The organism is Nonomuraea sp. NPDC050536 (genome assembly GCF_044457685.1).
Lineage (GTDB): Bacteria > Actinomycetota > Actinomycetes > Streptosporangiales > Streptosporangiaceae > Nonomuraea.
Genome location: NZ_JBITHD010000037.1, coordinates 14,659 through 36,528, shown reverse-complemented (window position 1 = coordinate 36,528; position 21,870 = coordinate 14,659). Strand labels below are relative to the sequence as shown.

Sequence of the window (21,870 nt, the reverse complement as noted above, 5' to 3'; positions counted from 1 at the left end):
AGGACGAATGAAGCCGCTCAACCGAGCCTAGGAACCGGTGACTCAGCGCTGAGGGCGTGCTCGGTGATCCCATGCAGTGCCTCGACATGTTTGGTGAACGCGCTGCGGCCCTGGGCGGTGAGTGACAGCCAGGTCCGGGGGCGTTTGCCGACATACCCCTTGGTGATCTTCACGTAGCCGGCCTTCTCCAGGATGGCGGCCTGCCTGGACAGTGCCTGGTCGTTCACTTCCACAGCGTCGCGCACGAATGCGAACTCCGCCTTTTCTGCCGCCGCCAGGGCCGCCATGATCGAGAATCGGAGCGGAGAGTGAATGACCTGGTCAAGCGCATGGCGGGGATGACTCATGCCCACACTCTTCGATACGTCACGTAGGCGGTCACGAGGCCGGGCGCCGCCACCAGCGCCGCACCCGGCAGCCACCAGGCAAGGTCGCCGGGGAAGAGGAACAACCCGAGGAAGAGCACGATCCCATACAAAATGGTCCAGGTACCGATCATCACATAGTGCGTCTTCGCCATCCCACGGTAGGAAACCGGCTGCCGGGCGGCGAATATGCTCAGCGCGGCGATGGCGAGAATCCAGATCACCGAGCTGACGATGACGCCCAGTGGAACCTCCAGCAGGCCGAGCGCGAGGACCATCGCGAACGACGCCGCCCCATACATCAGTTGGTAGTAGACCACCCAGCGCGAGTGCCTGTTCATCATCGTCTTGAGCCGCTCTGCCTGTGCCAAGGCAGCCGCGGGATCCAGATCATTCGTCTCCATGTATACCACTGTGCCAAGTACTTGGCATATCGGCAAGTACTTGGCAATGAAGAACTTGCACTCAAGAGGCAGCTCTGATCCCAGAGAGTGAAGATCGGTGGGTTCACCAGGGCCCAGCTGTCGTGATCTTGCTAACGCGGGTGCTGACAACAGCCAAGGACGACCATGGACGCTCGTGGATTGGCCGATCTCCACAGTGATGCCTGAGCTGGGGCGCCGGAGGATTGTGGACGGCTGTGGACGATCATGCGGAATCTCGTAATGAAGGGGTCTGGGGTTCGAATCCCCAAGGCGGCTCCACAGGTGAAAGGCCCTCTCAGATGATCCGGGAGGGCCTTTTCCGATCTTGTACAGCAGCGAAATACAGCTACGAGTCAGCCGCTTGTTCAGGCGCTTGAGGGCCTTGCAGGTCTCGGGGGATGGGACCTGCGTGTAGACGTTCATGGTCACGGCGATCTGCGAGTGGCGCAGGATGCGCATCGCCACGCGAGGGTGGACGTCGAGGGTGGCCAGGAGCGAGGCGCACGTGTGGCGGGTGTCGTGGACGCGTATGCGCGGGACGCCGGCCTTGCGGCAGTGCATCTCGAAGGACCGGTTGAAGTTGCGTGGTTCGATCGGGGTGCCGTGCTTGGTGGTGAAGACGAGCCCGCTCTCGTGCCAACCGTCGTCGGCGTCCTGGCGGGCTTGGGCGCTCACGCCTAGCCCGAGAAGTGGGAGCGAGGCCGCCGAGCCCGCCGTTTTGGTGTTGTCGCGGTGGAGGAGTTGGCCGTTGAGAACCATCCCGATCCCCGTAGACACCGCTCGCCTGAGCTTCATCTGCGCGAAGGCACCCCGCCCCCGCCTGGTCAACCAGAACATCGGCAGATCAAGACCGACAAGGACGGCAACACGATCTACGAAACCGTCCTGATGGCCGAGGGCACCCTTGGCCGCCTCGAACTGGTCAAGGTCAACACCACCAGCGAGCCGAGCATCATCCAGAGCCAGGATGTGATCCCGCGCGGCATGCTCGGCTACGTCTGGGAGATCTCGCAGGGCGGTCAGGCCCGCTGGGGCATCAGTTGCAAGGCGGCCGACATCGTCCCTGCCGGGGGCGGCTGGTCGGGTTGCTCGCTAACAGCTTCTACGTCAACTCTCCCGGGAGCTCCTGGTTACGCGCGGTCGCTTTGGGCCGTGTGGATCAGTTCTTACCGGCACCCCGGAGGAAGATCCCGAACTTGGCGTCGGTGAACCAGGCGGGCACCGGTCGAGCGGTCACAGCACGTCCACGAAGACCGGGTTGGCGTAGAACCACAGGTCGTTCCAGGGGTTCTCGTTGGGACCCGTGTCGGCGGCCGGCTCAAGGCCCCCGGCCGCGCTGCGCTTGCCGTCGGTGCCGCGCAGCCGGAAGTAGAACGGCTCACGGACGTCGCGGAACCTGTAGTGGAACTCGGCGACCCGGCCTCTGCCGCGCGGCGTGAACGACTCGACGATCCGCACGTCCGGGGCGGTGAAGGTGTCGGGGTCCGCGGCGGAACCCGTGACGGCTCCCCGGATCAGGTCCAGTCTGGCCAAACTGGGCACGTCGTCGTTGGCGTTGGGGCGACCCGCCAGGTCGACGGAGATGGTGACGGTGACGTCGTCGCCGCGGCGCACCGACAACCGGCCGCCGAGGGTGACCGGGGCGTTGCCGGGGGCGTGCGCGTCGACGTGCAGGCCGTCGATCAGTCCGCCCATCGACACCCAGACGCGACCGGCCTTGAGTGCCTCCATGACCGCGCCGTGGCTGCGCGAGGCCGCGCCGACGACGGTCCTGCTGAACTGGCCGGGCCAGAAGTCGGCGTGCCTGATCGGGACGCCTCCGTCGATCGGGTCCGGGTACTTCCCGTGCTGGTCGTACCAGTCGCCGGGCCGCTGGGGCTCGACGGTCGTGTCGTTGTTGTAGAAGTGGCCGTCGGAGTTGGCGGTGATCCACCAGCCCTTGCCCTCGGCGAGCATCGAGTCCCACATGCCGCCCAGGATGCCGGTCATCGAGTCGAAGCCGCCGTAGGTGGGATAGTGCTCGGGCCGCCAGCCGGTCCACGAGTTCGCGTCCGCCGTGTTGTTGAAGTCACCGCGGGCCCTGGGTTCGTTCTGGGCGCCGGGCGCGCCCTCCATGCCTACCGCGATGTCCGGGGCCGCGTCACGGAAGGCCCGCAGGTCGCGCGGCGAGAACCGGCCGCGCCGCATCACGTGGTTGATCAGGAACAGGGCGGAGTCGGCCGAGCCGGTCTGCAGGGCGGTCTCGAGCCAGCCGAGCGCCTCCAGGGCCTTGGCCTCGTTGGCCGGGGTGCTCGCGCCGGTACCGTTGATCCTGGAGTCGAAGAGCCGCTCGAATGCGCGCAGCAGCTGGATCTCGTCGCGGGCGCCGTCGAAGAACACCGTGGCGTGCTCGCCTCCGGGAACGTTCCACTCCAGCCCCTGCCACAGCAGCAGCTCCGGGTGCCTGGCGCGGGAGGCGACGATGTCGGCGTAGGTGGACTCGACCGCGAACTTCTCGTGCGCGGCGTGCCCGTGGTCGGTGATGACCAGCCAGTCCACGCGGCCATGCTTGATGGCGCCCGCGGCCTGCTGCTCGATGGTGTACATGCCGTCGTAGCTGTACTGCGTGTGCACGTGGTGGTCGCCGGCGAGCCAGTGGTAGTAGCGCGAGCCCCCGGTGGCGGCGGCGGGGCGCGCGGCGGCGAGCCCGCCCAGGGCGGTCACCCCCAGGGTGGCGGCGCCGAGCAGGCCGCTGTTCAGCAGGAAGCGGCGTCGGCTGAGGTCGCCGGGCGACAGCTCGTTCTCCGCCACTGACAGGTCCGCGAACGCGGCCGTGCCTTCGGGAACGTCGTGGGCATGCTCATGGGAGTGAGCGGCATTGCGGCACATGGGGGATACCTTCCTGGAGTGCTTCATTCAGAGATGCTGGGAGCGCCGTTCTCGATGTGGCCCATGAGCCGGCGGAGGAAGTGGGGGTCCTCAGGGCAGGTGATCGACACGTCCTACCAGCCGTGCGCATCCTTGCAGCGGATCGTGACGGTTTCGGGCCGGTCCGGGTGAACGGTGAGTGGGTCGCCGGCGATGCGCACGTGAACGATGTGTCCGGTGAGGTTCTCGATCTCGAGCGTGACCGCCCGCGGGTCCGCCGTGATGCAGCCGCGGAGCGCGATGAGGTCTCCGGACGAGCCGCGCAGCACCGTGCGCGCCGACATGGTGCACGGCGACACTCGGCACCGACCCCGCCATCGTGACCCACGGCACGGGATCGAGCCGAGCTCATGCCCCTGCGTCGTGTCCGTGCGACGCCTGCGTCCGACCTTCCATGAGTTCGGTCAGCTTCCAGGGTGCTTTTCGTCGGGATCGAGCTCAGCCGACGTAAGAGGTGGGTTTACAGGGTGATCTCAGGCGGAGAGCAAGACGCCGAAGAAGAGCGCGGCCAGTGCGGTCAGCCCGCTCAGAGCTCCCAGCGCAGCCATGGAGCCCTTGGTCTTCGCTCGGGTGTGAAGGTACGCCGCGATTCCTGAGAGGGCCACAATGACCAACTTCACATTGAGGGTCGTCTTATAGGCCGGATCATCGTTGCCGTCGGCCAGCATGTTCCACACGCCCGTCGCGAGCAGGACAGCGAACGCGGGCCAGGCCACCCGGTTGAAGGCGTTGGCGGCGACCTTGGTGACACCGTCGGCGGTCCGGCGCAGCGCGGGGACCAGGAACGCAAGGGTGAACTGCCCACCCACCCAGATGGTGGCTGCCAGCACGTGCAGGAAGACACGGACTGTGTCGAGCGATACGGAAAGCACGAAATCAACCTAGTGGCCACCCTCGCCCCCGCCCCGAGGGGTCAAGCGCTTCCCTGCGTTGACCTCGCGGTCGTTACGCAACACAAGGTTGCGGATCGCCGGCGTGACCGCTAGAGTCATGCGCAACCGATGGTTGCTTATTTGGGGGTCCGTAGTGGAGTTCGGAAAGTTGGAGCGCGCGATCCGCATCGACGCGGCACCGGAGATCGTGTTCGATGTGGTGAGTCGTCCCGAGCACATCAAGGTGTGGTGGTCCGATGACGCGTCGTTTGAGTCTGAGCCAGGCGCGGTCGGCGAACTGGTGTGGGGCGACCGCGCCGGAGTTGAACCGATCACGGTGGTCGACGTGGATCCGCCCCGCAAGTTCGCGATCCGCTGGGTCGCTCCTGATGGTCAGCTGCCCGATGCAGACAACTCCCTCCTGATCACCTTCGAGCTCGAGCCCTCCGGTGACGGCACGATTCTGCGCCTGACTGAGAGCGGCTGGCGGGAGAAGGGCTGGGAAGCCGCTGTGCTCGAGGAGGCCTTCCACGACCACGAGCGTGGCTGGGACATGTTCCTGCCCAGACTGCAGATCTACGCCTCTTCCATGGTGGCGCGATGACCGTCGCCGTCGACGACGAACTCTGGTCGGCGATCGGTGACCCGATCAGGCGCCGCCTGCTTGACCTGCTGCTCGCGGAAGGAGTCGGTACGCCGACCAGCCTGAGCGATCGTCTCCCGATCTCGCGCCAAGCGGTCACCAAGCACCTGGGCGTCCTCGATCGCGCAGGCCTCGTACACGCGACACCGATGGGCCGCGAGCGGCGCTACGAAGTTGACGAGGCGCAGCTCGCCCGCGCCGTCCGGCAACTGAATGAAGTCGGTAAGACCTGGGATGCGCGACTGAACCGCATCAAGCGCATCGCAGAACTGATCCAGCGTCAGCAACACGACTGACCAACAGGCCGCCTCGTATGCCGTGGCGATCGGCACCTTCGCCGCCTCGTCTGCGGTGATCTCCATCCTGGTCGCCTGGGCCGCCGGCTTCCTGAAGCCTCCGGTAATTGCGGACGCGACAGAACTCGCAGCGGCGACGGTGTGACCGTCGAGCCCGCGTAATCATTCGGAAGAATCAATCACCTTTGGAGGACCATAAATGAGTGGATTGCTGCTTAGCGATAAGAACGCTGTGATCTATGGAGGCGGAGGCGCTATCGGCGGCGCAATCGCCCGGGTATTCGCCCGTGAAGGCGCGAGGGTCTTCATCGCGGGGCGGACGCAGGCGAAGCTCGACGTCGTGGCGCGTGATATCGCCGCCACGGGCGGAAAAGTCGAGACCGCGCAAGTTGACGTTCTCGACCAGCAGGCGGTCGAAAAGCACGCCGATGCGGTCGCGGCTACGGCCGGCAGCATCGACATCGCCCTCAACGCCGTGAGTGTCATGCACGACCAGGGGACTTTGCTGGCGGACCTCTCGCTGGAGGAGTTCATGCGGCCGATTGATGGATTTCTGCGGACGCTGTTCATCACCAGCAAGGCTGTGGCACCCCACATGGGTCGCGAGCGTCCTGGCGTCATCCTGACTTTGTCCGAGCCGGGTTCCAAGCTGGCTGTGGGCGGCATCTTGGGGCACAGCGTGAGCGCGGCCGGCAAGGAGGCCTTCTCGCGGGTTCTGGCCGCGGAGCTGGCACCCAGCAACATCCGGGTGATCGGCATCCGTCCACACGCTGTCGTCGATGCGCCGGCGGCGGGTTCCTACACCAAGGACCTCTTCAAGCAAACCGCGGCAGCGGCCGGGCAGTCGGTCCAGGAAATGCTCGAAGGCGGGGGGATGGTGCAGGGGACTCTTCTCAAGAGGCTGCCCACGCTCTCTGAAATCGCAGAGACGGCCGCGTTCCTGGCTTCAGATCGAGCTGGAGCCATGACCGGAGCAATCGCCAATCTGTCCGCCGGCGCACTTGTCGACTGAGACCGCTATGTCCGATCAGGCCGACAAGGCCAAGCTGCTTCGTTCCCTGCATATCCCGGGCGCTCCGCTGGTGCTGCCGAACGCCTGGGATGTGGGCAGCGCCCGCGCCGTCGTCGACGCAGGCTTCCCGGTGGTGGCGACCGCGAGCAACGCGATCGCCGCCGCTCTGGGCTACGACGACGGTGAGGGTGCCCCGAGCGAGGAGATGATGTTCGTCGCCCAACGCATCGCGGCCTCTGTCGACGTGCCGGTCACCGTCGACGCCGAGGCCGGCTACGGGATGGCGCCGGAGGAGCTGGTCGAACTGCTGATCAGGATCGGAGTCGTCGGCTGTAACATCGAGGACAGTGATCACGCCAACGGCGGCCTGATCGACATCGATGTCCGCGCCACCTACATCGCGCAGATGCGCGCAGCCGCCGACCGTACCGAGGTGCCGCTGGTCATCAATGCCCGGATCGACTCCTTCTTCCCCACCTCGCCTCTGGCCGAGGATCAGAAGCGTGCCGATGCGATCAGCAGGGCTGAGGCGTACTGGTCGGCCGGCGCTGATTGTGTGTTCCCTCCCGGAGCCGGGCGGGACGACCTCCGGGCCATCGTCGCCGAGGTCGGCGCGCCGGTGAACGGTGGTCTTCCGCTGAAAGGCGGGTCATTGGACGGGCTTCGTGCAATCGGTGTGGCCCGGGTCTCCGTGGGGCCCCAGCTGTACCGCAGCGCACTCGACCACCTGCGCACCGAACTCCAGCCTCTCTTCGAGGTACGGAAGTGACGGACCGCACGACGTACGCGGTTCACTGAGTGATCAGGCGCATCCGCTGGATGTCGATCCCGGCGGGGGAGATCGTGGCCTCCAGACCGTCCTCGGGCACGCGCCAGCGGCCGGGGAAGGCCTCCCGCAGCACCCGGATCGCGACGACCGCCTGGCTGGTGGCGAGTCGCAGGCCCAGGCAGACGTGGATGCCCGTGCCGAAGGAAAGGTGCGGGTTGGGGTCGCGCGTGGCGTCGAACGCGTCGGGGGCGGCGAACACCAGCGGATCCCGGTTGGCGCGGCGGATCGAGGCCACCACCCGCGCCCCGGGTGGAAGCGTGACGCCGTCCACGTCCACCTGGGTGGTGGTGAAACGTTCCGTGCCGCCCACCGGCGGCAGGTAGCGCAGCACCTCCTCCACCAGGCCGGGCGTCGGCGCCGCGGGGAAGCGTTCCAGGCACAGGACCGCGAGGTAGATCAGCCTGGTCGTCGTCTCGTGGCCCATGACGATGAGCGTGGTGACCAGATCGAGCAGTTCGCTCTCGTCGAGCGCCGCCGCCAGGGCCGGGATCATGCCGCCTCTCGGCTTGGCGACCACCTCGCGGATGCAGGTACGCAGTTCGGCCAGGTCCTGGTAGAAGCGCGCCTGCCGTACGGGGTCCTCGGCGAAGGCGCCGGCGAACTCGGAGATCGTGATCGTCCAGCGGACGAAGTCAGCCCTGCGTTCTGGTGAGATGCCGAGCAGCCCGGCGAGCGTGGCGACCGTCAGCGGTGAAGCGAACCCGTCCACCACCTCACCGGGACCCTCGGCCAGCAGCTTCCTGGAGGTCTCGGCGATGGAGGGCTCCAGGGCCGACACAGCGCGGGGAGTGAAAACCCTGGCCACCAGGCGGCGTAACTCGTGATGGCGGGGCGGATCCAACGACGGCAGGCTGCGCAAGACGGGATTGTCGTGGTGAGGTGCCGGATGTGCGCCGTGGGTCAGTTCATCGGAGGAGAAGGCACCGTGGTCGCTGAGGATCCTGCGGACATCAGCGTGCCGTGAGACCACCCACGCCTCGAACCGCTCATCGAACTGGACCGGGCCGGGCGCGGGTGGATGGGCGAAGATACGTTCCTTGACGGACATGCACTCCACGCTGAGCGAACGGCCTGGCAAACCGCTGCCAGATCGCTGCCAGCCACACTGGGGCAGGCCGTCATAAGGATCCAGCCGGCTCAGGTAGGTGGGACGGTTCGGGTGCCGCGGGCCTGGGTCGGTGGGTCGATGCCCCAGCTGATGACGCGTCGCGGGTGGATGCGGATGATCGCGCCGGGCAGGCGGGCTGCGCTGTCGGATGGCGCATCGATGGCCTCGGCGACGCCGCGGACCTCTAAGCAGCGGATGCGGTCCATGCCGCCAGGCATGTCGTCGAAGACGACGGCGACGTGTGGATTGGCCTGGACGTTGCGGTACTTACGGCTGGCGGCCATGTTGTGGCCGCCGATGTCGATTGTGTTGGTAGTGGGGTTGAAGTAGCAGGACACGGGGTTGACCTGAGGGCTACGGTCTGGCGCGACCGTGGCCAGTCGGCCGAGTTTCTGCGTCGTGATGTAGCGGGCCTCGCCGTCGGTGAACACGGTCGCCTCGTTCGACCTCACGTCGTCACCAGCACGATTTTGCCTCGTACGTGGCCGGTCTCGATCTCCCGATGCGCTGAGGGGGCCTCGTCGAGGGTGAACCGCTTCCAGATCGGTACCACGAGGCCCTTCTCGTACAGGGAGACCAGGCCCGCGAGCCGTGCGGCGGAGCGGTCAGTACCTACCCTGCGTACTCCGAGGCGTTGCTCGGCCTGCCAGTCGACCAGGGTGACGGCACGGTCTGGTGTGCCGAGCAGCCGCACGGAAACGTCGTTGGCCTCGCCGCCGACGCAGTCGAGCGCCGCGGTTATGCCGTCGGGCACGAGTTCTTTGACTCGGTCGGCGAGTCCCGGCCCGTAGGTGACCGGCTGCGCGCCGAGGTCGGTGAGGTACGCGTGATTCCGCTCGCTCGCCGTACCGATCACTGTGGCGCCGCGTGCGACCGCAAGCTGCGTCGCGAATGAGCCGACACCGCCGGCGGCTGCGTGAATCAGAAGCCGGTCACCAGCGGTGACTTCGAGGGCGTCGAGGGCGGTGTCGGCGGTCTGCCCGCTGGCGGACAGTACTCCGGCTTCCGGCCAGGGCATCAACGCGGGCTTTTGTACGGCGTTCGTCGCCGCTACCACGACGGTGTCGGCATAGCCGATGGCGTCGACGAACGCGATGACCTCGTCCCCGACGGCGAACCCGGTGACGGCGGCTCCGACCGCGTCCACGACACCGGCCACCTCGTTGCCCAGCTGTGCAGGGAAAGTGGCCTGCTTGTACTGGGCGAATGCGCCACTCCGGTATCCCGCGTCGAAGGGCTGAACGCCGGCCGCTCTCACCCGGACCCGGATCTGGGTGTCGACGGGCCACGGATCGTCGACGTCAACGACGTGCAGTACCTCCGGGGCACCGTACTCGGTGAACACCACGACTCTCGCCATATCTCTCGTCCTCCTTGAAGTGCTCAACACGGCTAGACGGAGTATCAATCAAACAGATGACATTCGTCAATCAACTGATTACATGATGTACTGGAAGGGTGCCGATCAAGGTAGTGACGAAGGACTCTCGCCGTCGCCTCAGCGCGACCAAGCACCTTGAACGCCGAGTTCGACGCCAAGGGCTTACTCAGGAGCGCGCACCGCGGGCAGTGCTGCCCGCGCCGGGGTCGACCAGCAGTTGATCGCCTACTGTTTCGGGGGCAAGCAGGGCCTGCTCGATGAGCTAAGGCGCGGCTGGTCCGCCAAGCGCGATGCATTCGCCGAGCAGTAGTGCGGCGACCGCCTCCGGGGCCTCGTGCATTGCGTCGTGGCCGGTTGGGAGGTCATGGACCTGCCACTCGGGATCGGCTTGGAGTCGGGTGCGGAGTTCAGCGAACGGCGTCCGGTCTTCCCATCCCGAGCAGTAGATGAACTCCCGACGGGGGACCTGGGCGAGCGCGCCTGTGAGCCGGATCGTTTGCAAGAACGAGGCCAGGGGATGGGGACGGCGGCGGGGATCGCCGCCGTCCGGCGGTCGGACGGCGTAGCCGGTGGTCGCGGCGCCGGCAGCGAACGCTTCCCGGTAGCGCTCGGTCGTTGACGACCAGCACGACTCGCCATCGCGCGGTACGTAGGCGTCGAGATGCACCAGTCGTGAGATCCGGCCGTCAGCGCGATCGGCGGCGGCGTCGATCACCATCCCGCCGTAGCTGTGGCCGACCAGCGTCGCGCTGGTGATGTGGGCGCGATCGAGGAGCCGCAATACGTCGTCGGCGTGCGTGTCGAGGTTGGCGCTCGCGACCGTCGCGTTGTCGTCGTCTGGCCGCAGACCGGTCAGGGTCAGGGCGTGAACGGCATGACCGGCACGCTCCAGCAGCGGAACCACCGCCTCAAACGACCAGGAGCCGTGCCAACCGCCGGGCACGAGGACGAACGTCGCCATGCGTTTCTCCTTCTCTCAAGCCGCGGCATCGAGGCACGCTGCCTCGGGCGCTCTGCGCGACCGAAGACCACTCCGCATGGAGACAGTCTCACCAGATCAAGGTGTGGCTTGCTACCGATAGAATGCCAACCGATGCCTGTTCGCCGCCAACCTCGCCCGATCGCCGGTGTGACGTCGTATGTGTGGCCGTCTGGCGGACGCCACCTCTGGCCATCCGGCGAAACAAGCGCAGTGCAGTCGCACGAACGGGGACACCTGGTGTACGCAGCCAGCGGCGTCTTGGCAGTTCACACCGGGCGCGGCACGTCGATCGTTCCCGCCAACCGGGTCGCCTGGACCCCCGCCGGGTTCACGCACTACCACCGCGCTCACGGCGACACCGATATGCGGATCGTCTTTCTCGCGCCATCCCTCGCCCGGCTCATACCAGACCATCCCGCCGTGTTCCTGGCCTCCGACCTCGCCCGCGAGGTCCTGCTCGCCCTGACCGGCCCCCGCAACTACGACGACGCCGCGCCCCACTACAGCCGCTCCGCGCGCTCTCGCCTCCTTCGAGTCCTCGTCGACGAACTCCGCGAAGCACACGAACAGCCACTGCATCTGCCGGTGCCACGGGACGACCGACTGCAAGCCATCGCCCGGATGCTGTACGAGACGCCGGCAGACAACGCCACGCTGGCCGAACTCGGGAAGACGATCGGAGCCAGCACCCGCACCCTCAGCCGACTGTTCCGCAACGAACTCGGCATGACCTTCTATGAGTGGCGCACGCAGCTACGCATCCACCGCGCGCTCGTGCTGCTCGCCGACGGCCACGACACCACCCAAACCGCCTACGCCTGCGGATGGGCCAACCCCAGCAGCTTCATCGCAGCGTTCACCAACATCATCGGAACGACCCCGGGCCGCTACCGGACCAGTCGCCAGACCACCGCCTACGCATCTCACCTCCCGACGGTGGTCAAGTCCTCGGGTTGATTCGTACTCGCACCCCGCCGGCGCTCGGATTCAGTCTGTGGCGATTCTGCGCTCCTCGGGGGTGATGGGGAGGTCGTTGATGCTGGCGTAGCGCTTGCGCATCAGGCCGTTCTCGTCGAACTCCCAGTTCTCGTTGCCGTACGCGCGGAACCACTGGCCGTCGGCGTCGTGATACTCGTACTCGAACCGCACCGCGATCCTGTTGCCCGTCCAGGCCCACAGTTCCTTGCGCAGCCGGTAGCCCAGCTCTCGCTTCCACTTGGCGGTGAGGAACTCGACGATCTCCTGGCGGCCGTTGATGAAGAGGTCACGGTTGCGCCATTCGGAGTCCTCCGTGTAGGCGAGCGCGACCTTCTCGGGATCCCGGGTGTTCCAGGCGTCCTCGGCGAGCTGGACCTTGCGCCTGGCGGTCTCCTCGGTGAAGGGCGGCAGTGGTGGGCGCTGTTGGGCGGTCATGGCGATGTTCCTTTCAAGTGAGAGAACGGTCGTTCTCCTCTGTACTCTAGGAGAACGATGGTTCTCACGCAAGGGTGGCCAGGCTGTGGACGTGGAAACGGCTAGGGAACGGGTGCTGGACGCGGCCGAGGAGCTCTATTACGGCATGGGCGTGCAGTCGGTCGGAATGGACGCGGTCCGCAACGCCTCGGGTGTGTCGCTCAAGCGGCTCTACCAGCTCTATCCCTCGAAGGGCGACCTGGTCGAGGCGTATCTGCGGCGCCGTGACGCCCGCCTGCTGCGCAGGCTCGCCGACCACGTCGACACGGTGGACGGTCCGCCCGAGGAGCGGGTGCTGGCGGTCTTCGACTGGCTGTACACGTGGTTCAGCGAGCCCGCCTACCGGGGCTGCGCGTTCATCAACTCCTTCGGTGAACTCGGCGCCACCTCGCCGGCGGTGGTCGAGGCCGCCCGGGCCCACAAGGAGGCCTTCCGGCGCTACGTCGCCGGTCTGGTGGCCGACGCCGGGTTGCCCGCCCCGCTCGCCGACCAGCTCGCCCTCCTCGCCGAGGGCGCCATCACCACCGCCGCCATCTCCGGCACCCCCGAACCCGCCCACCAGGCCCGTGACGCCGCCCGCACCCTGCTGTCCGTCGTCCGTAGCCCCCGCGAAGCCGCCAACACGGCCCAGTCCTCCGCCGATATCCCGGCCTGATCACCTGGTACGGCTGCGCGGTCTCCATACCTACGTACGTAGGAATAGGTACCCATACGGGGATGTATCCCGTCCCGGGTTGGGGGTCCTTATGCACATGCTGGTGACATCAATAAACCTGTCATGACCCAGGCGAGGAACCTAAGGAACGAACCATGTGCCAGCACCAGCCTCAGTGCCCATCCGCGTACGCCTCAGACCACGATGCCGCCTGTCTGGTGGCTTTCCATCCAGAGCAGGGATGGGGCCTGCTCTGCAACGGCGTGGTGGTCTTCGAGGACACCGGTGAGCTCCTGCCCGACGGGCGCAGCGTTCCCGCCCACCGCGACCACTACGGATGTGCCGCATGAACCAGCCCGCCGTCATGGACTTGAGCACGCCTTGGCAGACCGACTCACCGCCGGAGCAGGTGGTCGGCTCGTTCCAGGAGCCAAGCGATCATTTCGCCTCCTGGCCGCTCACGCCCGCCACGTCCTCGGTGCCACTGGCTCGACGTCTCACACGTGACCAGCTGGCCGCCTGGGGGCTGGACGGGCTGGGTGAGGTTGCCGAACTGCTGGTCAGCGAGCTGGTCACGAACGCGTTGTGCCATGCGCACGGACCGTACCGGCTCAGCCTGTGGGCCATTGACGGCCTGCTGCGGTGTGAGGTCGAAGACGGGTATGCCGCGCCGCCGCACGTCCGGCACCCGTGCGCCGAGGACGAGAACGGCCGCGGGATGAACGTGCTCGAGCTGATGGCCTGCTGCTGGGGCAGCGAGCGCACGCCGGAGGGAAAGATCGTCTGGTTCGAGTTCCCCGCCGGATGATCCCCACGCGGCGGGCTCTCAGGCCATCCGGTGCGTCAGGTGGTCGGCGACGCGTAGGGCGTTGGCCATCGCGGTGAGCGCCGGATTGACCGCTCCGATGCTCGGGAAGAAGCTGGTGTCCACGACGTAGAGGTTGTCGACCTCGTGCGCCTTGCAGTTGACGTCGAGCACCGAGTCGGCCGGGTCGGTGCCGAACCGGCAGGTGCCCGCCTGGTGCGCCACCGCGGCCACGGGCACGTCCATGCTCATGTAGAAGTTCTTGCTGAGCACGTGGTGGGCGGCCATCCCGATGTGGTTCAGCACTGTGCGCAACTCGCGGTAGAGCCCGTCCGCCTCCGCGTCGTTCGTCTGCCGGTAGGCGAGGTGGATATTGCCGTCGCTGTCGACGGTGACGCGGTTGTCCGGCTTTGGGACGTCCTCGGTCGTCAGCCAGAAGTCGACCGCGTGCCGGGCGACCTCGTCCAGGCTCCAGCGCGGCGCGAGCTTGGTGAGCTTGGGCTCCTCACCCTTCATCGCCATCGCGTTGGACTTGCCGAGCATCTGGATGTTGCCCAGCGGCCATTCGCGGCCATCCCCCGGGAAGTAGAAGTCGTTCAGGCCGAGCGTCTTCTGGAACACCGTGCCGTTGCGCTCCTTGTCCAGCGCGACGATGGCCTTGCTGTTGTGGAACATGTAGTTGCGGCCGACCTGGCCGGAGCCGTTCGCGAGGCCCGCCGGGTGCTCGTCGGAGGCCGACCGGAGCAGGATCTTGGCGCTGTTGGCGGCGCCGGCCGAGACCACGACGATGTCGCCTTCGTAGAACTCCTGGACGCCTTGGCGGTTGACCTGCACGTATCTGACGTTCCGGCCGGAGGCGTCCGTGACGAGACGTTCGACCTCCGCGTTCACCAGGAGCGTCACGTTCGGATGGCGTAGCAGCGGCCGTACGGCGATGATGTCGGCGTCGGCCTTGGCGTGTACGAGACACGGGTAGCCGTCGCACGTGGCGCACCGGATGCACGTGCTCACGGGGCGGTTGGCCTCGTCGAGAAGGATGCCGCACGGGGCGTGGAACGGGTGGTAGCCGCCGGCGCTGAGCGCTTCTGAGATCTGCTGGATCCGCGGCTCGTGGGAGACCGGCGGCCACGGGTAGTCCTTGGAGCAGTGGCCTTCGGTCGGGTCCTCGCCGTGGACGCCGTGCACCTGGTACAACCATTCGGCCTCGGTGTACCAGGGCTCGAATTCGTCGTAGCCCACCGGCCAGGCGGGTGACAATCCGTCCGCGTGCCGTAGTGGGCCGAAGTCCTCGGGGCGGAGCCGGTACAGCGCCGCCCCGTACAGTTTGGTGGCGCCGCCGACGTAGTAGTGGGCCTGCGGCTGGAAGGGCTTTCCGGCGGAGTCGTACCAGATGTCGGGGGAGATGTACCGGCCCTCGACGAACACGGGGCCAGGGTCCCAGTTCTCGACCTCCCTCGTCAGGAAGTCGCCGCGCTCGAGCAGCAGGATGCGTTTGCCGGACTTCGCCAGCGCGTGCGCGAGCGTTCCGCCGCCGGCACCGCTGCCCACGATGATCACGTCGTAGTGGTCGGTCATGGAACCACTCTCGGATCGGCTCCCCGCGTTCGCATCACCCGCGTCGGGTGGTCGCCACGCTCCGTGAGATTGAACGGCTGCAGGTCGGGGCAGGAAGTTCTCGAACCGGCACGATGCCCGCTTGACCTGCCTTAAAAGGAACTCGGGGCGATCGGCTGAGACGGCTGACACAGCCACAAGATCAGCTCACTTTGAGGACGGTGTCATGTCCTGCAGCACGGAGAAGTCCACGAATACGGCCACAGAGCGCTGACGCGCGGGTCACCGCCGCCCTGTTGGGGGAGCAGATGAACGTTGACCTCGCGCGGTTGCAGTTCGCCTTCACCACGATCAACCATTTCTTGTACGTTCCCATCTCGATCGGGCTGGGATTCCTCACCGCGATTTTGCAGACGGCGTGGTTTCGCACCAAGCGTGAGGACTACCTGCGCCTGACCCGGTTCTTCGGCACCCTGCTGGTCATCAACATCGCGATCGGTGTCGTCAGCGGCATCGTCGAGGAGTTCCAGTTCGGGATGAACTGGTCGGCCTTCTCGCGCCTGGTCGGCAACGTCTTCGGGGCGCCGCTCGCGATGGAGGGCCTCGCCGCGTTCTTCTTGGAATCGACGTTCCTCGGCGTGTGGCTGTTCGGCTGGGACAGGCTGTCGCCCAGGCTGCACCTGCTGTCGATCTGGCTGGTGGCGTTCGGTGGCATGCTGTCGGCGCTGTTCATCATGGCCGCCAACTCGTGGATGCAGCATCCCGTCGGCTACACGATCGACGCCGCGACCGGCATGCCGCACCTGAACGACATCTGGGCGCTGCTGACGAATCCGGTGTTCGTGTGGGGGTACGCGAAGGCCGTGCTGGCCTCGCTCGTCACCGGCGCGACCATCATGCTGGCGGTCTCGGCCTGGCAGTTGCGACGCGGCAAGACTCCTGAGGTGTTCGCCCGCTCCGCACGGATCTCGCTCATCGTGCTGGTTCCGGCGATGTTCCTCACGATGGTGGTGGGCGACGCGCTCGGGGTGATCGAGGGCAAGTACCAGCCCATGAAGATCGCGGCCGCCGAGGCCCAGTGGGAGACGTGCCAGCCGTGCTCGTTCTCGCTGTTCCAGATCGGCGGCGGCAAACAGGACCAGAACCCGATAAAGATCATCGCTGTTCCGCACATGCTGTCCGTGCTGGCCACCAACGAGTGGAACGGCAAGGTGGTGGGCCTGAACGAGCTGCAGCAGCAGTACACCCAGCAGTACGGGCCCGGCGACTACGTCCCGAACGTCTTCATCCAGTACTGGTCGATGCGGGTGATGGCCTACGCCGGAGGGCTGGTCCTGCTGCTGGGCCTGTGGGGCCTGTGGCTGAGCCACAAGAAGAAGCTGGCCCGGTCCTCCAGGTTCCTGTGGCTGGCGACGTGGGCGTCCGTGCTCCCGTTCGCCATGAACACCGCGGGCTGGCTGCTGACCGAGAGCGGCCGGCAGCCCTGGGTCGTCCAGGGGATCATGCTGACCAGGGACGGCATTTCGCAGTCCGTCAGCACGGCCGAGACGGCGATCACCCTGGCGGGCTTCGTCCTGCTCTACGGGATTCTCGGCACAATCTTCCTCTTCCTGATGTTGCGGTACGCCCGCGAGCAACTCCCACCGCCCCGCGCGGAGGCTGACATGGACGGCCCGCTACCGGCCATCCAGTATTGAGGTGTCAGTGGATCTCGTCACATTCTGGTTCATCGTCATCACCCTTCTGTGGAGCGGCTTCTTCGTTCTGGAGGGGTTCGACTTCGGCGTCGGCATGCTGCACGAGTTCGTGGCCCGCGACGAACCCGACCGCAGGACCGCCATCAACACCATCGGGCCACTCTGGGACGCCAACGAGGTCTGGCTGATCGTGGCCGGGGCCGCGATGTTCGCCGCGTTCCCCGGGTGGTACGCGACCATGTTCTCCGGCCTCTATCTCGCGCTGGCGCTGCTGCTGGCGGCCGTGATCCTGCGCGGGGTGTCCTTCGAGTACCGGGGCAAGCACTCTTCGGCCCGCTGGCAACGCGGCTGGGACGGCCTCCTCACGGGGGCGAGCTTCCTGGCCCCGTTCCTGATCGGCGTGGCCCTCGGCGACCTGCTGTACGGCCTGCCCATCGACGCCCAGCAGGAGTTCACCGGGTCGTTCTGGGATCTGCTCCAGCCCTACGCACTGGTCACCGGGTTCGCCGTGATGATGATGTGCATGCTGCACGGCGCGACGTTCCTGGCGCTGAAGACCACGGGCGACGTGCGCGGACGGGCGGGACGCCTGGCCCGCTTCATCGGCCCGGTCACCGTCGTGGCCGTCATCGCGTTCGTGGTGCTGACGCACGTCGGCACGGAGAAGGGCCGCGCGCTCAACCCGGTCGAACTGCTGACCGTCGTGGCCGTCGTCGCCGCCACCGTGTTCGTCTACCTGCGTCGCGAAAGGCTGGCGTTCGCCGCCACCACGGTCACCATCGCGTCCAGCATCATCACGATCTTCGTCGACCTGTATCCCAACGTGATGGTGTCCAGCACGAACGCGATGTACAACCTCACGGTGTACAACACGGCGTCGCCGCCGTACTCGCTCAAGGTCCTGACGGTCGTCGGCGTCGTCATGCTGCCGCTCGTGCTGGCCTATCAGGCATGGACCTACTACGTCTTCCGCCGTCGGGTCAGCAGGAACGAGTTCCTCTCGGAGGCTGCGTCGGAGAACCGGTAACCGTGGGCGGCGCGAACACGTCTCCCTGGGTCTCGATCCGCTGGGTGGTGAAGGCCCTTTCACGGCGGACACCGCGGACGAAGGCGAGCCACCAGGGGAACAGCACGGCGATGCGATTGCGGTAGCCGGTCAGGAAGCCGAGGTGGATGAACAGCCAGATGCACCAGCCGGGGAAGCCTCCGGCCTTCAGCGGCCCCGCCGACACGACCGCGTTGCCGTGGGCGATGTAGGCCGCCGAGCCGAGGTCGCGGTACTTGAACGGCTTGTCCACCGTCTTCCCCTCCGCACGCTGCTTGAGGCGGTGCCCGGTGTACAGGCCGGTCTGCATCGCCACCTCCGCGACACCGGGCAGGCCGTACAGGCTCATCATGTCGCCGATAACGGAGATCTCGGGATGGCCGGGAACCGTCAGGTCCTTCTCGACGACGATCCGGCCTGCCCTGTCGGTCTCCGCGCCTGTGGCCGCGGCGAGCGCGCGCGCCACGGGGGGCGCCTCCACGCCGGCCGTCCACAGCACCGTCCTGGCGTCGTACCGCGTGGTCTCCCCGGCGTGATCCTTGACGAGCACTCCTTGCTCGTCCACGTGGGTGACGATCGAGCCCATATGCTGATCGACGCCCAGCTTGTCCAACGCGTCGGACGCCTTCTTCGACAGGGCGGGCCCGAACATGGTCAGCGGCGCCTTGCCGCCGTCGAAGAGCAGGACGCGCGCCTCCTCCGGCCGGATGGTCCGGAATTCCGAGCGGAGCGTCTTGGTGGCGAGTTCGCGTATCTGACCCGCCAGCTCGACTCCGGTCGGGCCGGCTCCCACGAGCACGAACGTCAACCACGCGCGCCGCTCCTCCGCGGTCTGCGCGGTCTGCGCCATCTCGAACGCACCGAAGAGCCGGCGGCGGATGGACAGCGCGTCCGAGATCGTCTTCATGCCGGGCGCCCAGCGGGCGAACTCCTCATGCCCGAAGTACGACTGCTGTACCCCGGCCGCCACGATCAGGTCGTCGTATCCGAACTCCAGGCGGTCACCACCGACACGCTTGGCGATGACGCGTCGGCCGGCGGGATCGAAATCGACCACCTCGGCCAGCACACAATCGACGTTCTCGTGCTTCTTGAGCAGGCCTCGCAGCGGCGTGGCGATCTTGCCCTCCGACAAGATCCCGGTCGCGCACTGGTAGAGCAGCGGCTGGAACACGTGGTGCTGGGAACTGTCGATCAGCGTCACCGCCACGTCGGCGCGCCTCAGCTCGCGCGCCGCGAACAGACCCGCGAACCCGCCGCCCACGATCACCACGCGGCGCTGCCCGGATTGCTCGGTCATCGCGTTCTCCGGTCTCTCAGCCCGCGGGATCGTGCCAGGTGCTCTGACCGGGTAGCAGCAGGTCGGCCTCCTTGGGGCCCCACGTTCCCCGGGCGTAGGGATACACGGGCGTGACGTCGCCGAGGATCGGAGCGACGACCTTCCACGCCGCCTCGACGGTCTCCTGCCGGGCGAACAGCCAGCTGTCGCCGGTCAGGGCCGCGCCGATGAGCCGGTCGTAGGGGCGCATGTCGGATCCTGGAGCCTGCGCGAAGGTCAGCTCCTCCTGCTGGGGTTCCATGCCGCCGCCGGGCTTCTTCCCGACCAGCCCGAGGCCGACCGCGGTCTCCGGCCAGATGCGGAACCGCAGCGCATTGGACGCGAGGGACGAGCCGATGCCGAACACGTCATAGGGCGGCCGCCGGAAGCGGATGTCGATCTCGGTGGCGGTGACCGGCATGCACTTACCTGCCCGGATCAGGATCGGGACGTCGGCCCATCTCCAGTTGTCCATGGCGAGCCGTATCGCCACATAGGACTCCGTCGTGGACCCCGGGTCCACGCCGTCCACGTCGTGATACCCCTCGTACTGGCCTCGCACCGTGTCTTCCGGGCGCAGCGGCCGGAGCGCGGACACCACCCGCGACTTGGTCTCGGGCCAGGACTCCAGACCTGCTCCGCCCGGCGGGTCGGCCAGTACGGTCGCTAGCACCTGGAGCATGTGGTTCTGGATCACGTCCCGGATCGCACCCGTCCGGTCGTAGAACCGGCCGCGGTCGGAGACGTCGAAGGCCTCGGCCATGGTGATCTGGATCTGCTCGACATGCGTGCGGTTGAGCAGTGGTTCGAACATCGAGTTGGCGAAGAGCGTGAACTGGACGTTCTCCACGGGATCGAAGGCCAGCCAGTGGTCCACCCGGAAGATCGCCTCTGCCGGGAAGTACGTGCGCATGGTCTCGTTGAGTGCCCGGGAGCTGGCCAGGTCGGTGCCGAACGGCTTCTCGACCATCACCCGGGCGCCCTTGCTACGGCCGGCGGCGGCGATCCCGCGCGCGATGCGCCCGAACAGCGGCGGCGGGACCTCCAGGTAGTAGAGGATGTGCTCGCCCGCCCCGGCCGCCTCCGACATCGCCTCGTAGGTGGCGTTGTCGTCGAGGTCGCCGTCGACGTAGCGGAGCAGTCCGAGCATTTTGCGGGCTGCCTCCCCCGCCGGATCGATGTCGTTGAGCCGCAGCGACGCCTCCGCGTACGCGCGGAACTGCTCCAGCCCCCAGCCGCTCTTGGCCACCCCGACCACGGGCACGTCGAGGACGCCCCGCTCGACCAGGCCGACCAGGGCCGGAAACGTCTCGATCTTGGCCAGGTCGCCGGTCGCCCCGAAGATCACCAGAGCATCGGCTCCATCAGCTGCCATCTCAGCTCCTCCGTCGATCAGCGCAGCGTCCTCCCATCAGACCGCGGCCCGCAGCGGCTGCCATCCCTCGTGGCGGGTGAGGGCGAGCTCCGCGCGGTGCACCCTCTGTACGGTCCGCACTCGGTAGGGTCGCGCGTACTCGCCCTGGTCAGGGGCAAGGTACGGGAGCTGCGGGGGTTCCGGAATGTCCATGATCCATGTGCGCGCGGTGAGTCCGCCGGACCTGACGGACCAGGTCGTCGAGATCCTCGAAGGCGACACCTGTGTGGTCAACCTGGTGGTCCAACCGGGGATCGTCCGCAGCCCCGACGGCGACTCCATCACCTGCGACGTCCACAGAGCAGGGGCGAACCGGCTGCTTCGTGGGCTCCGCGACATCCACCTCGACCGCCGCGGCTCCATCATCGTCGAACCGGTCGACACGGCATTGTCGGAAGGCACGTCCGACACCGGGCGCTTCGCCGACCCGCCCGTTTGGGAATTGGTGGAAGCACGCATCCGCGCGGAGGGAACGTACGCGCCGAGCTTCTACCTCTACCTGGTCGTGGCGGGACTCATCGGCGCGGTGGGCATCGTCACCAACTCCCAGATCCTCATCGTCGCGGCCATGGTCGTCGGGCCCGAGTACGGCGCCATCGCTAGCATCGCCCTGGGCATCGACCGCGGGCACAGGGGGAGGATCAAGCAAGGGGTTTTCGCGCTGGTGAGCGGCTTCACGCTGGCCATCGTCAGCACGTTCCTCTTCAGCCTCCTGATCCGGGCGTTCGGCTTCCAGTCGAAGGCCTTCGAGGCGGGGCTGCGGCCGGTGTCCAACCTGATCGACACCCCCAACTTCTTCTCCTTCGCCGTCGCGGGCCTGGCCGGGATCATCGGGATCGTCTCGCTGACCGAGGCCAAGACGAGCGCCCTGCTCGGCGTGTTCATCTCGGTCACGACCATCCCGGCGGCCGCCGACATCGGCGTCTCCGCCGCGTTCGGCAATGGGAGCGAAGTCCGGGGATCATTCATCCAGCTCCTGGTCAACATCGTCGTCCTGGTCCTGGTCGGTGTCCTCACCCTCAGGATCCAGCGCGCGATCTGGTGCAGGGTCAGCGCACGTGCCCGTCCATGACCGCGGGCGTCAGGAGATCTCCCGCGCTTTCGGTGTTC

26 protein-coding genes are annotated in these 21,870 nt (G+C 67.0%); 13 read left to right on the top strand and 13 right to left on the bottom strand.

Annotated elements, in window-relative coordinates; translation table 11 throughout:
- Positions 1-17: 17 nt before the first annotated feature.
- Both ACIBHX_RS50455 and ACIBHX_RS50450 read right to left on the bottom strand, forming a co-directional pair.
- Positions 18-347 (bottom strand): transcriptional regulator, encoded by a 330-nt coding sequence (locus tag ACIBHX_RS50455; protein ID WP_397075955.1) that lies wholly within the window; start codon positions 345-347, stop codon positions 18-20.
- Positions 344-1,549: a tyrosine-type recombinase/integrase gene (locus ACIBHX_RS50450; protein WP_397075954.1), complete on the bottom strand. Its 1,206-nt coding sequence runs from the start codon at positions 1,547-1,549 to the stop codon at positions 344-346. Before ACIBHX_RS50450 ends, ACIBHX_RS50455 begins: the two co-directional genes overlap by 4 nt.
- Between ACIBHX_RS50450 and ACIBHX_RS50445 the strand changes: the two genes are divergently transcribed.
- Entirely contained in the window at positions 1,523-1,999 is a 477-nt protein-coding gene (locus ACIBHX_RS50445; RefSeq protein ID WP_397075952.1) for a hypothetical protein, read from the top strand. The genes ACIBHX_RS50450 and ACIBHX_RS50445 overlap by 27 nt on opposite strands.
- Positions 2,000-2,023: 24 nt before the next feature.
- Here the strand turns inward: ACIBHX_RS50445 and ACIBHX_RS50440 are convergent, their stop codons facing one another.
- The 3 genes from ACIBHX_RS50440 to ACIBHX_RS50430 all read right to left on the bottom strand — a co-directional run bounded on the left by ACIBHX_RS50440 (position 2,024) and on the right by ACIBHX_RS50430 (position 4,569).
- Positions 2,024-3,658, bottom strand: coding sequence for a PHP domain-containing protein (locus ACIBHX_RS50440; RefSeq protein WP_397075950.1), 1,635 nt, complete (start codon positions 3,656-3,658; stop codon positions 2,024-2,026).
- A 113-nt stretch (positions 3,659-3,771) separates the two neighbouring features.
- The gene (locus ACIBHX_RS50435) at positions 3,772-3,981 is read right to left on the bottom strand and encodes a hypothetical protein (RefSeq protein ID WP_397075948.1); all 210 of its coding nucleotides are present in this window, start codon (positions 3,979-3,981) and stop codon (positions 3,772-3,774) included.
- Between the two features lie 189 nt (positions 3,982-4,170).
- On the bottom strand, positions 4,171-4,569 hold the full coding sequence (locus ACIBHX_RS50430) for a hypothetical protein (RefSeq protein ID WP_397075946.1): 399 nt from the start codon (positions 4,567-4,569) through the stop codon (positions 4,171-4,173).
- Between the two features lie 169 nt (positions 4,570-4,738).
- Between ACIBHX_RS50430 and ACIBHX_RS50425 the strand changes: the two genes are divergently transcribed.
- The 5 genes from ACIBHX_RS50425 to ACIBHX_RS50405 are packed head-to-tail and all read left to right on the top strand — an operon-like array spanning position 4,739 to position 7,289.
- Positions 4,739-5,173, top strand: a complete 435-nt coding sequence (locus ACIBHX_RS50425; RefSeq protein WP_397075944.1) for an SRPBCC domain-containing protein — start codon at positions 4,739-4,741, stop codon at positions 5,171-5,173.
- On the top strand, positions 5,170-5,508 hold the full coding sequence (locus tag ACIBHX_RS50420) for an ArsR/SmtB family transcription factor (RefSeq protein ID WP_397075942.1): 339 nt from the start codon (positions 5,170-5,172) through the stop codon (positions 5,506-5,508). Before ACIBHX_RS50425 ends, ACIBHX_RS50420 begins: the two co-directional genes overlap by 4 nt.
- Positions 5,509-5,530: 22 nt before the next feature.
- Positions 5,531-5,653, top strand: a complete 123-nt coding sequence (locus ACIBHX_RS50415; RefSeq protein WP_397075940.1) for a hypothetical protein — start codon at positions 5,531-5,533, stop codon at positions 5,651-5,653.
- A 54-nt stretch (positions 5,654-5,707) separates the two neighbouring features.
- On the top strand, positions 5,708-6,520 hold the full coding sequence (locus ACIBHX_RS50410) for an SDR family NAD(P)-dependent oxidoreductase (protein WP_397075939.1): 813 nt from the start codon (positions 5,708-5,710) through the stop codon (positions 6,518-6,520).
- Between the two features lie 7 nt (positions 6,521-6,527).
- Entirely contained in the window at positions 6,528-7,289 is a 762-nt protein-coding gene (locus ACIBHX_RS50405) for an isocitrate lyase/phosphoenolpyruvate mutase family protein (RefSeq protein ID WP_397075937.1), read from the top strand.
- 22 nt (positions 7,290-7,311) lie between these two features.
- On the opposite strand, the gene ACIBHX_RS50400 is transcribed toward ACIBHX_RS50405, so the two are convergent.
- From ACIBHX_RS50400 to ACIBHX_RS50385, 4 genes are all read right to left on the bottom strand, one after another.
- Entirely contained in the window at positions 7,312-8,397 is a 1,086-nt protein-coding gene (locus ACIBHX_RS50400; protein ID WP_397075936.1) for a cytochrome P450, read from the bottom strand.
- Positions 8,398-8,486: 89 nt separating this feature from the next.
- Complete coding sequence (locus ACIBHX_RS50395; RefSeq protein ID WP_397075934.1) at positions 8,487-8,909, bottom strand: PPOX class F420-dependent oxidoreductase; 423 nt, start codon at positions 8,907-8,909, stop codon at positions 8,487-8,489.
- Positions 8,906-9,817: an NADP-dependent oxidoreductase gene (locus tag ACIBHX_RS50390; protein ID WP_397075932.1), complete on the bottom strand. Its 912-nt coding sequence runs from the start codon at positions 9,815-9,817 to the stop codon at positions 8,906-8,908. The genes ACIBHX_RS50395 and ACIBHX_RS50390 overlap by 4 nt, the downstream gene beginning before the upstream one ends.
- Before the next feature lie 283 nt (positions 9,818-10,100).
- Complete coding sequence (locus tag ACIBHX_RS50385) at positions 10,101-10,799, bottom strand: alpha/beta fold hydrolase (RefSeq protein ID WP_397075931.1); 699 nt, start codon at positions 10,797-10,799, stop codon at positions 10,101-10,103.
- Between the two features lie 258 nt (positions 10,800-11,057).
- Between ACIBHX_RS50385 and ACIBHX_RS50380 the strand changes: the two genes are divergently transcribed.
- Complete coding sequence (locus ACIBHX_RS50380) at positions 11,058-11,777, top strand: AraC family transcriptional regulator (protein ID WP_397075929.1); 720 nt, start codon at positions 11,058-11,060, stop codon at positions 11,775-11,777.
- A gap of 30 nt (positions 11,778-11,807) precedes the next feature.
- Here the strand turns inward: ACIBHX_RS50380 and ACIBHX_RS50375 are convergent, their stop codons facing one another.
- Complete coding sequence (locus ACIBHX_RS50375; protein ID WP_397075927.1) at positions 11,808-12,233, bottom strand: DUF1348 family protein; 426 nt, start codon at positions 12,231-12,233, stop codon at positions 11,808-11,810.
- 91 nt (positions 12,234-12,324) lie between these two features.
- Here ACIBHX_RS50375 and ACIBHX_RS50370 point away from each other — a divergent pair, with 91 nt between their 5' ends.
- The 3 genes from ACIBHX_RS50370 to ACIBHX_RS50360 all read left to right on the top strand — a co-directional run bounded on the left by ACIBHX_RS50370 (position 12,325) and on the right by ACIBHX_RS50360 (position 13,735).
- Positions 12,325-12,927, top strand: coding sequence for a TetR/AcrR family transcriptional regulator (locus ACIBHX_RS50370; RefSeq protein ID WP_397075926.1), 603 nt, complete (start codon positions 12,325-12,327; stop codon positions 12,925-12,927).
- A gap of 155 nt (positions 12,928-13,082) precedes the next feature.
- On the top strand, positions 13,083-13,277 hold the full coding sequence (locus ACIBHX_RS50365; RefSeq protein WP_397075924.1) for a DUF5999 family protein: 195 nt from the start codon (positions 13,083-13,085) through the stop codon (positions 13,275-13,277).
- Positions 13,274-13,735 (top strand): ATP-binding protein, encoded by a 462-nt coding sequence (locus tag ACIBHX_RS50360; RefSeq protein ID WP_397075922.1) that lies wholly within the window; start codon positions 13,274-13,276, stop codon positions 13,733-13,735. The genes ACIBHX_RS50365 and ACIBHX_RS50360 overlap by 4 nt, the downstream gene beginning before the upstream one ends.
- Positions 13,736-13,753: 18 nt before the next feature.
- On the opposite strand, the gene ACIBHX_RS50355 is transcribed toward ACIBHX_RS50360, so the two are convergent.
- Complete coding sequence (locus ACIBHX_RS50355) at positions 13,754-15,307, bottom strand: GMC family oxidoreductase (protein ID WP_397075920.1); 1,554 nt, start codon at positions 15,305-15,307, stop codon at positions 13,754-13,756.
- Positions 15,308-15,594: 287 nt separating this feature from the next.
- On the opposite strand from ACIBHX_RS50355, the gene ACIBHX_RS50350 reads away from it, so the two are divergent.
- Positions 15,595-16,983, top strand: coding sequence for a cytochrome ubiquinol oxidase subunit I (locus ACIBHX_RS50350; protein WP_397075919.1), 1,389 nt, complete (start codon positions 15,595-15,597; stop codon positions 16,981-16,983).
- 7 nt (positions 16,984-16,990) lie between these two features.
- A complete protein-coding gene (gene cydB, locus ACIBHX_RS50345) occupies positions 16,991-18,010 on the top strand; it encodes a cytochrome d ubiquinol oxidase subunit II (protein ID WP_397075918.1) in 1,020 nt (339 codons plus the stop codon).
- Here the strand turns inward: cydB and ACIBHX_RS50340 are convergent.
- Positions 17,964-19,328 carry an NAD(P)/FAD-dependent oxidoreductase gene (locus tag ACIBHX_RS50340; protein WP_397075916.1) on the bottom strand — a complete coding sequence of 455 codons (1,365 nt, stop codon included), beginning with the start codon at positions 19,326-19,328 and terminating at the stop codon, positions 17,964-17,966. The two genes, cydB and ACIBHX_RS50340, sit on opposite strands and share 47 nt — an antisense overlap.
- Positions 19,329-19,344: 16 nt before the next feature.
- The gene (locus ACIBHX_RS50335; protein WP_397075914.1) at positions 19,345-20,721 is read right to left on the bottom strand and encodes a glucose-6-phosphate dehydrogenase (NADP(+)); all 1,377 of its coding nucleotides are present in this window, start codon (positions 20,719-20,721) and stop codon (positions 19,345-19,347) included.
- 184 nt (positions 20,722-20,905) lie between these two features.
- Here ACIBHX_RS50335 and ACIBHX_RS50330 point away from each other — a divergent pair, with 184 nt between their 5' ends.
- Positions 20,906-21,832, top strand: a complete 927-nt coding sequence (locus ACIBHX_RS50330) for a DUF389 domain-containing protein (protein WP_397075912.1) — start codon at positions 20,906-20,908, stop codon at positions 21,830-21,832.
- The last annotated feature ends 38 nt before the right edge of the window (positions 21,833-21,870 follow it).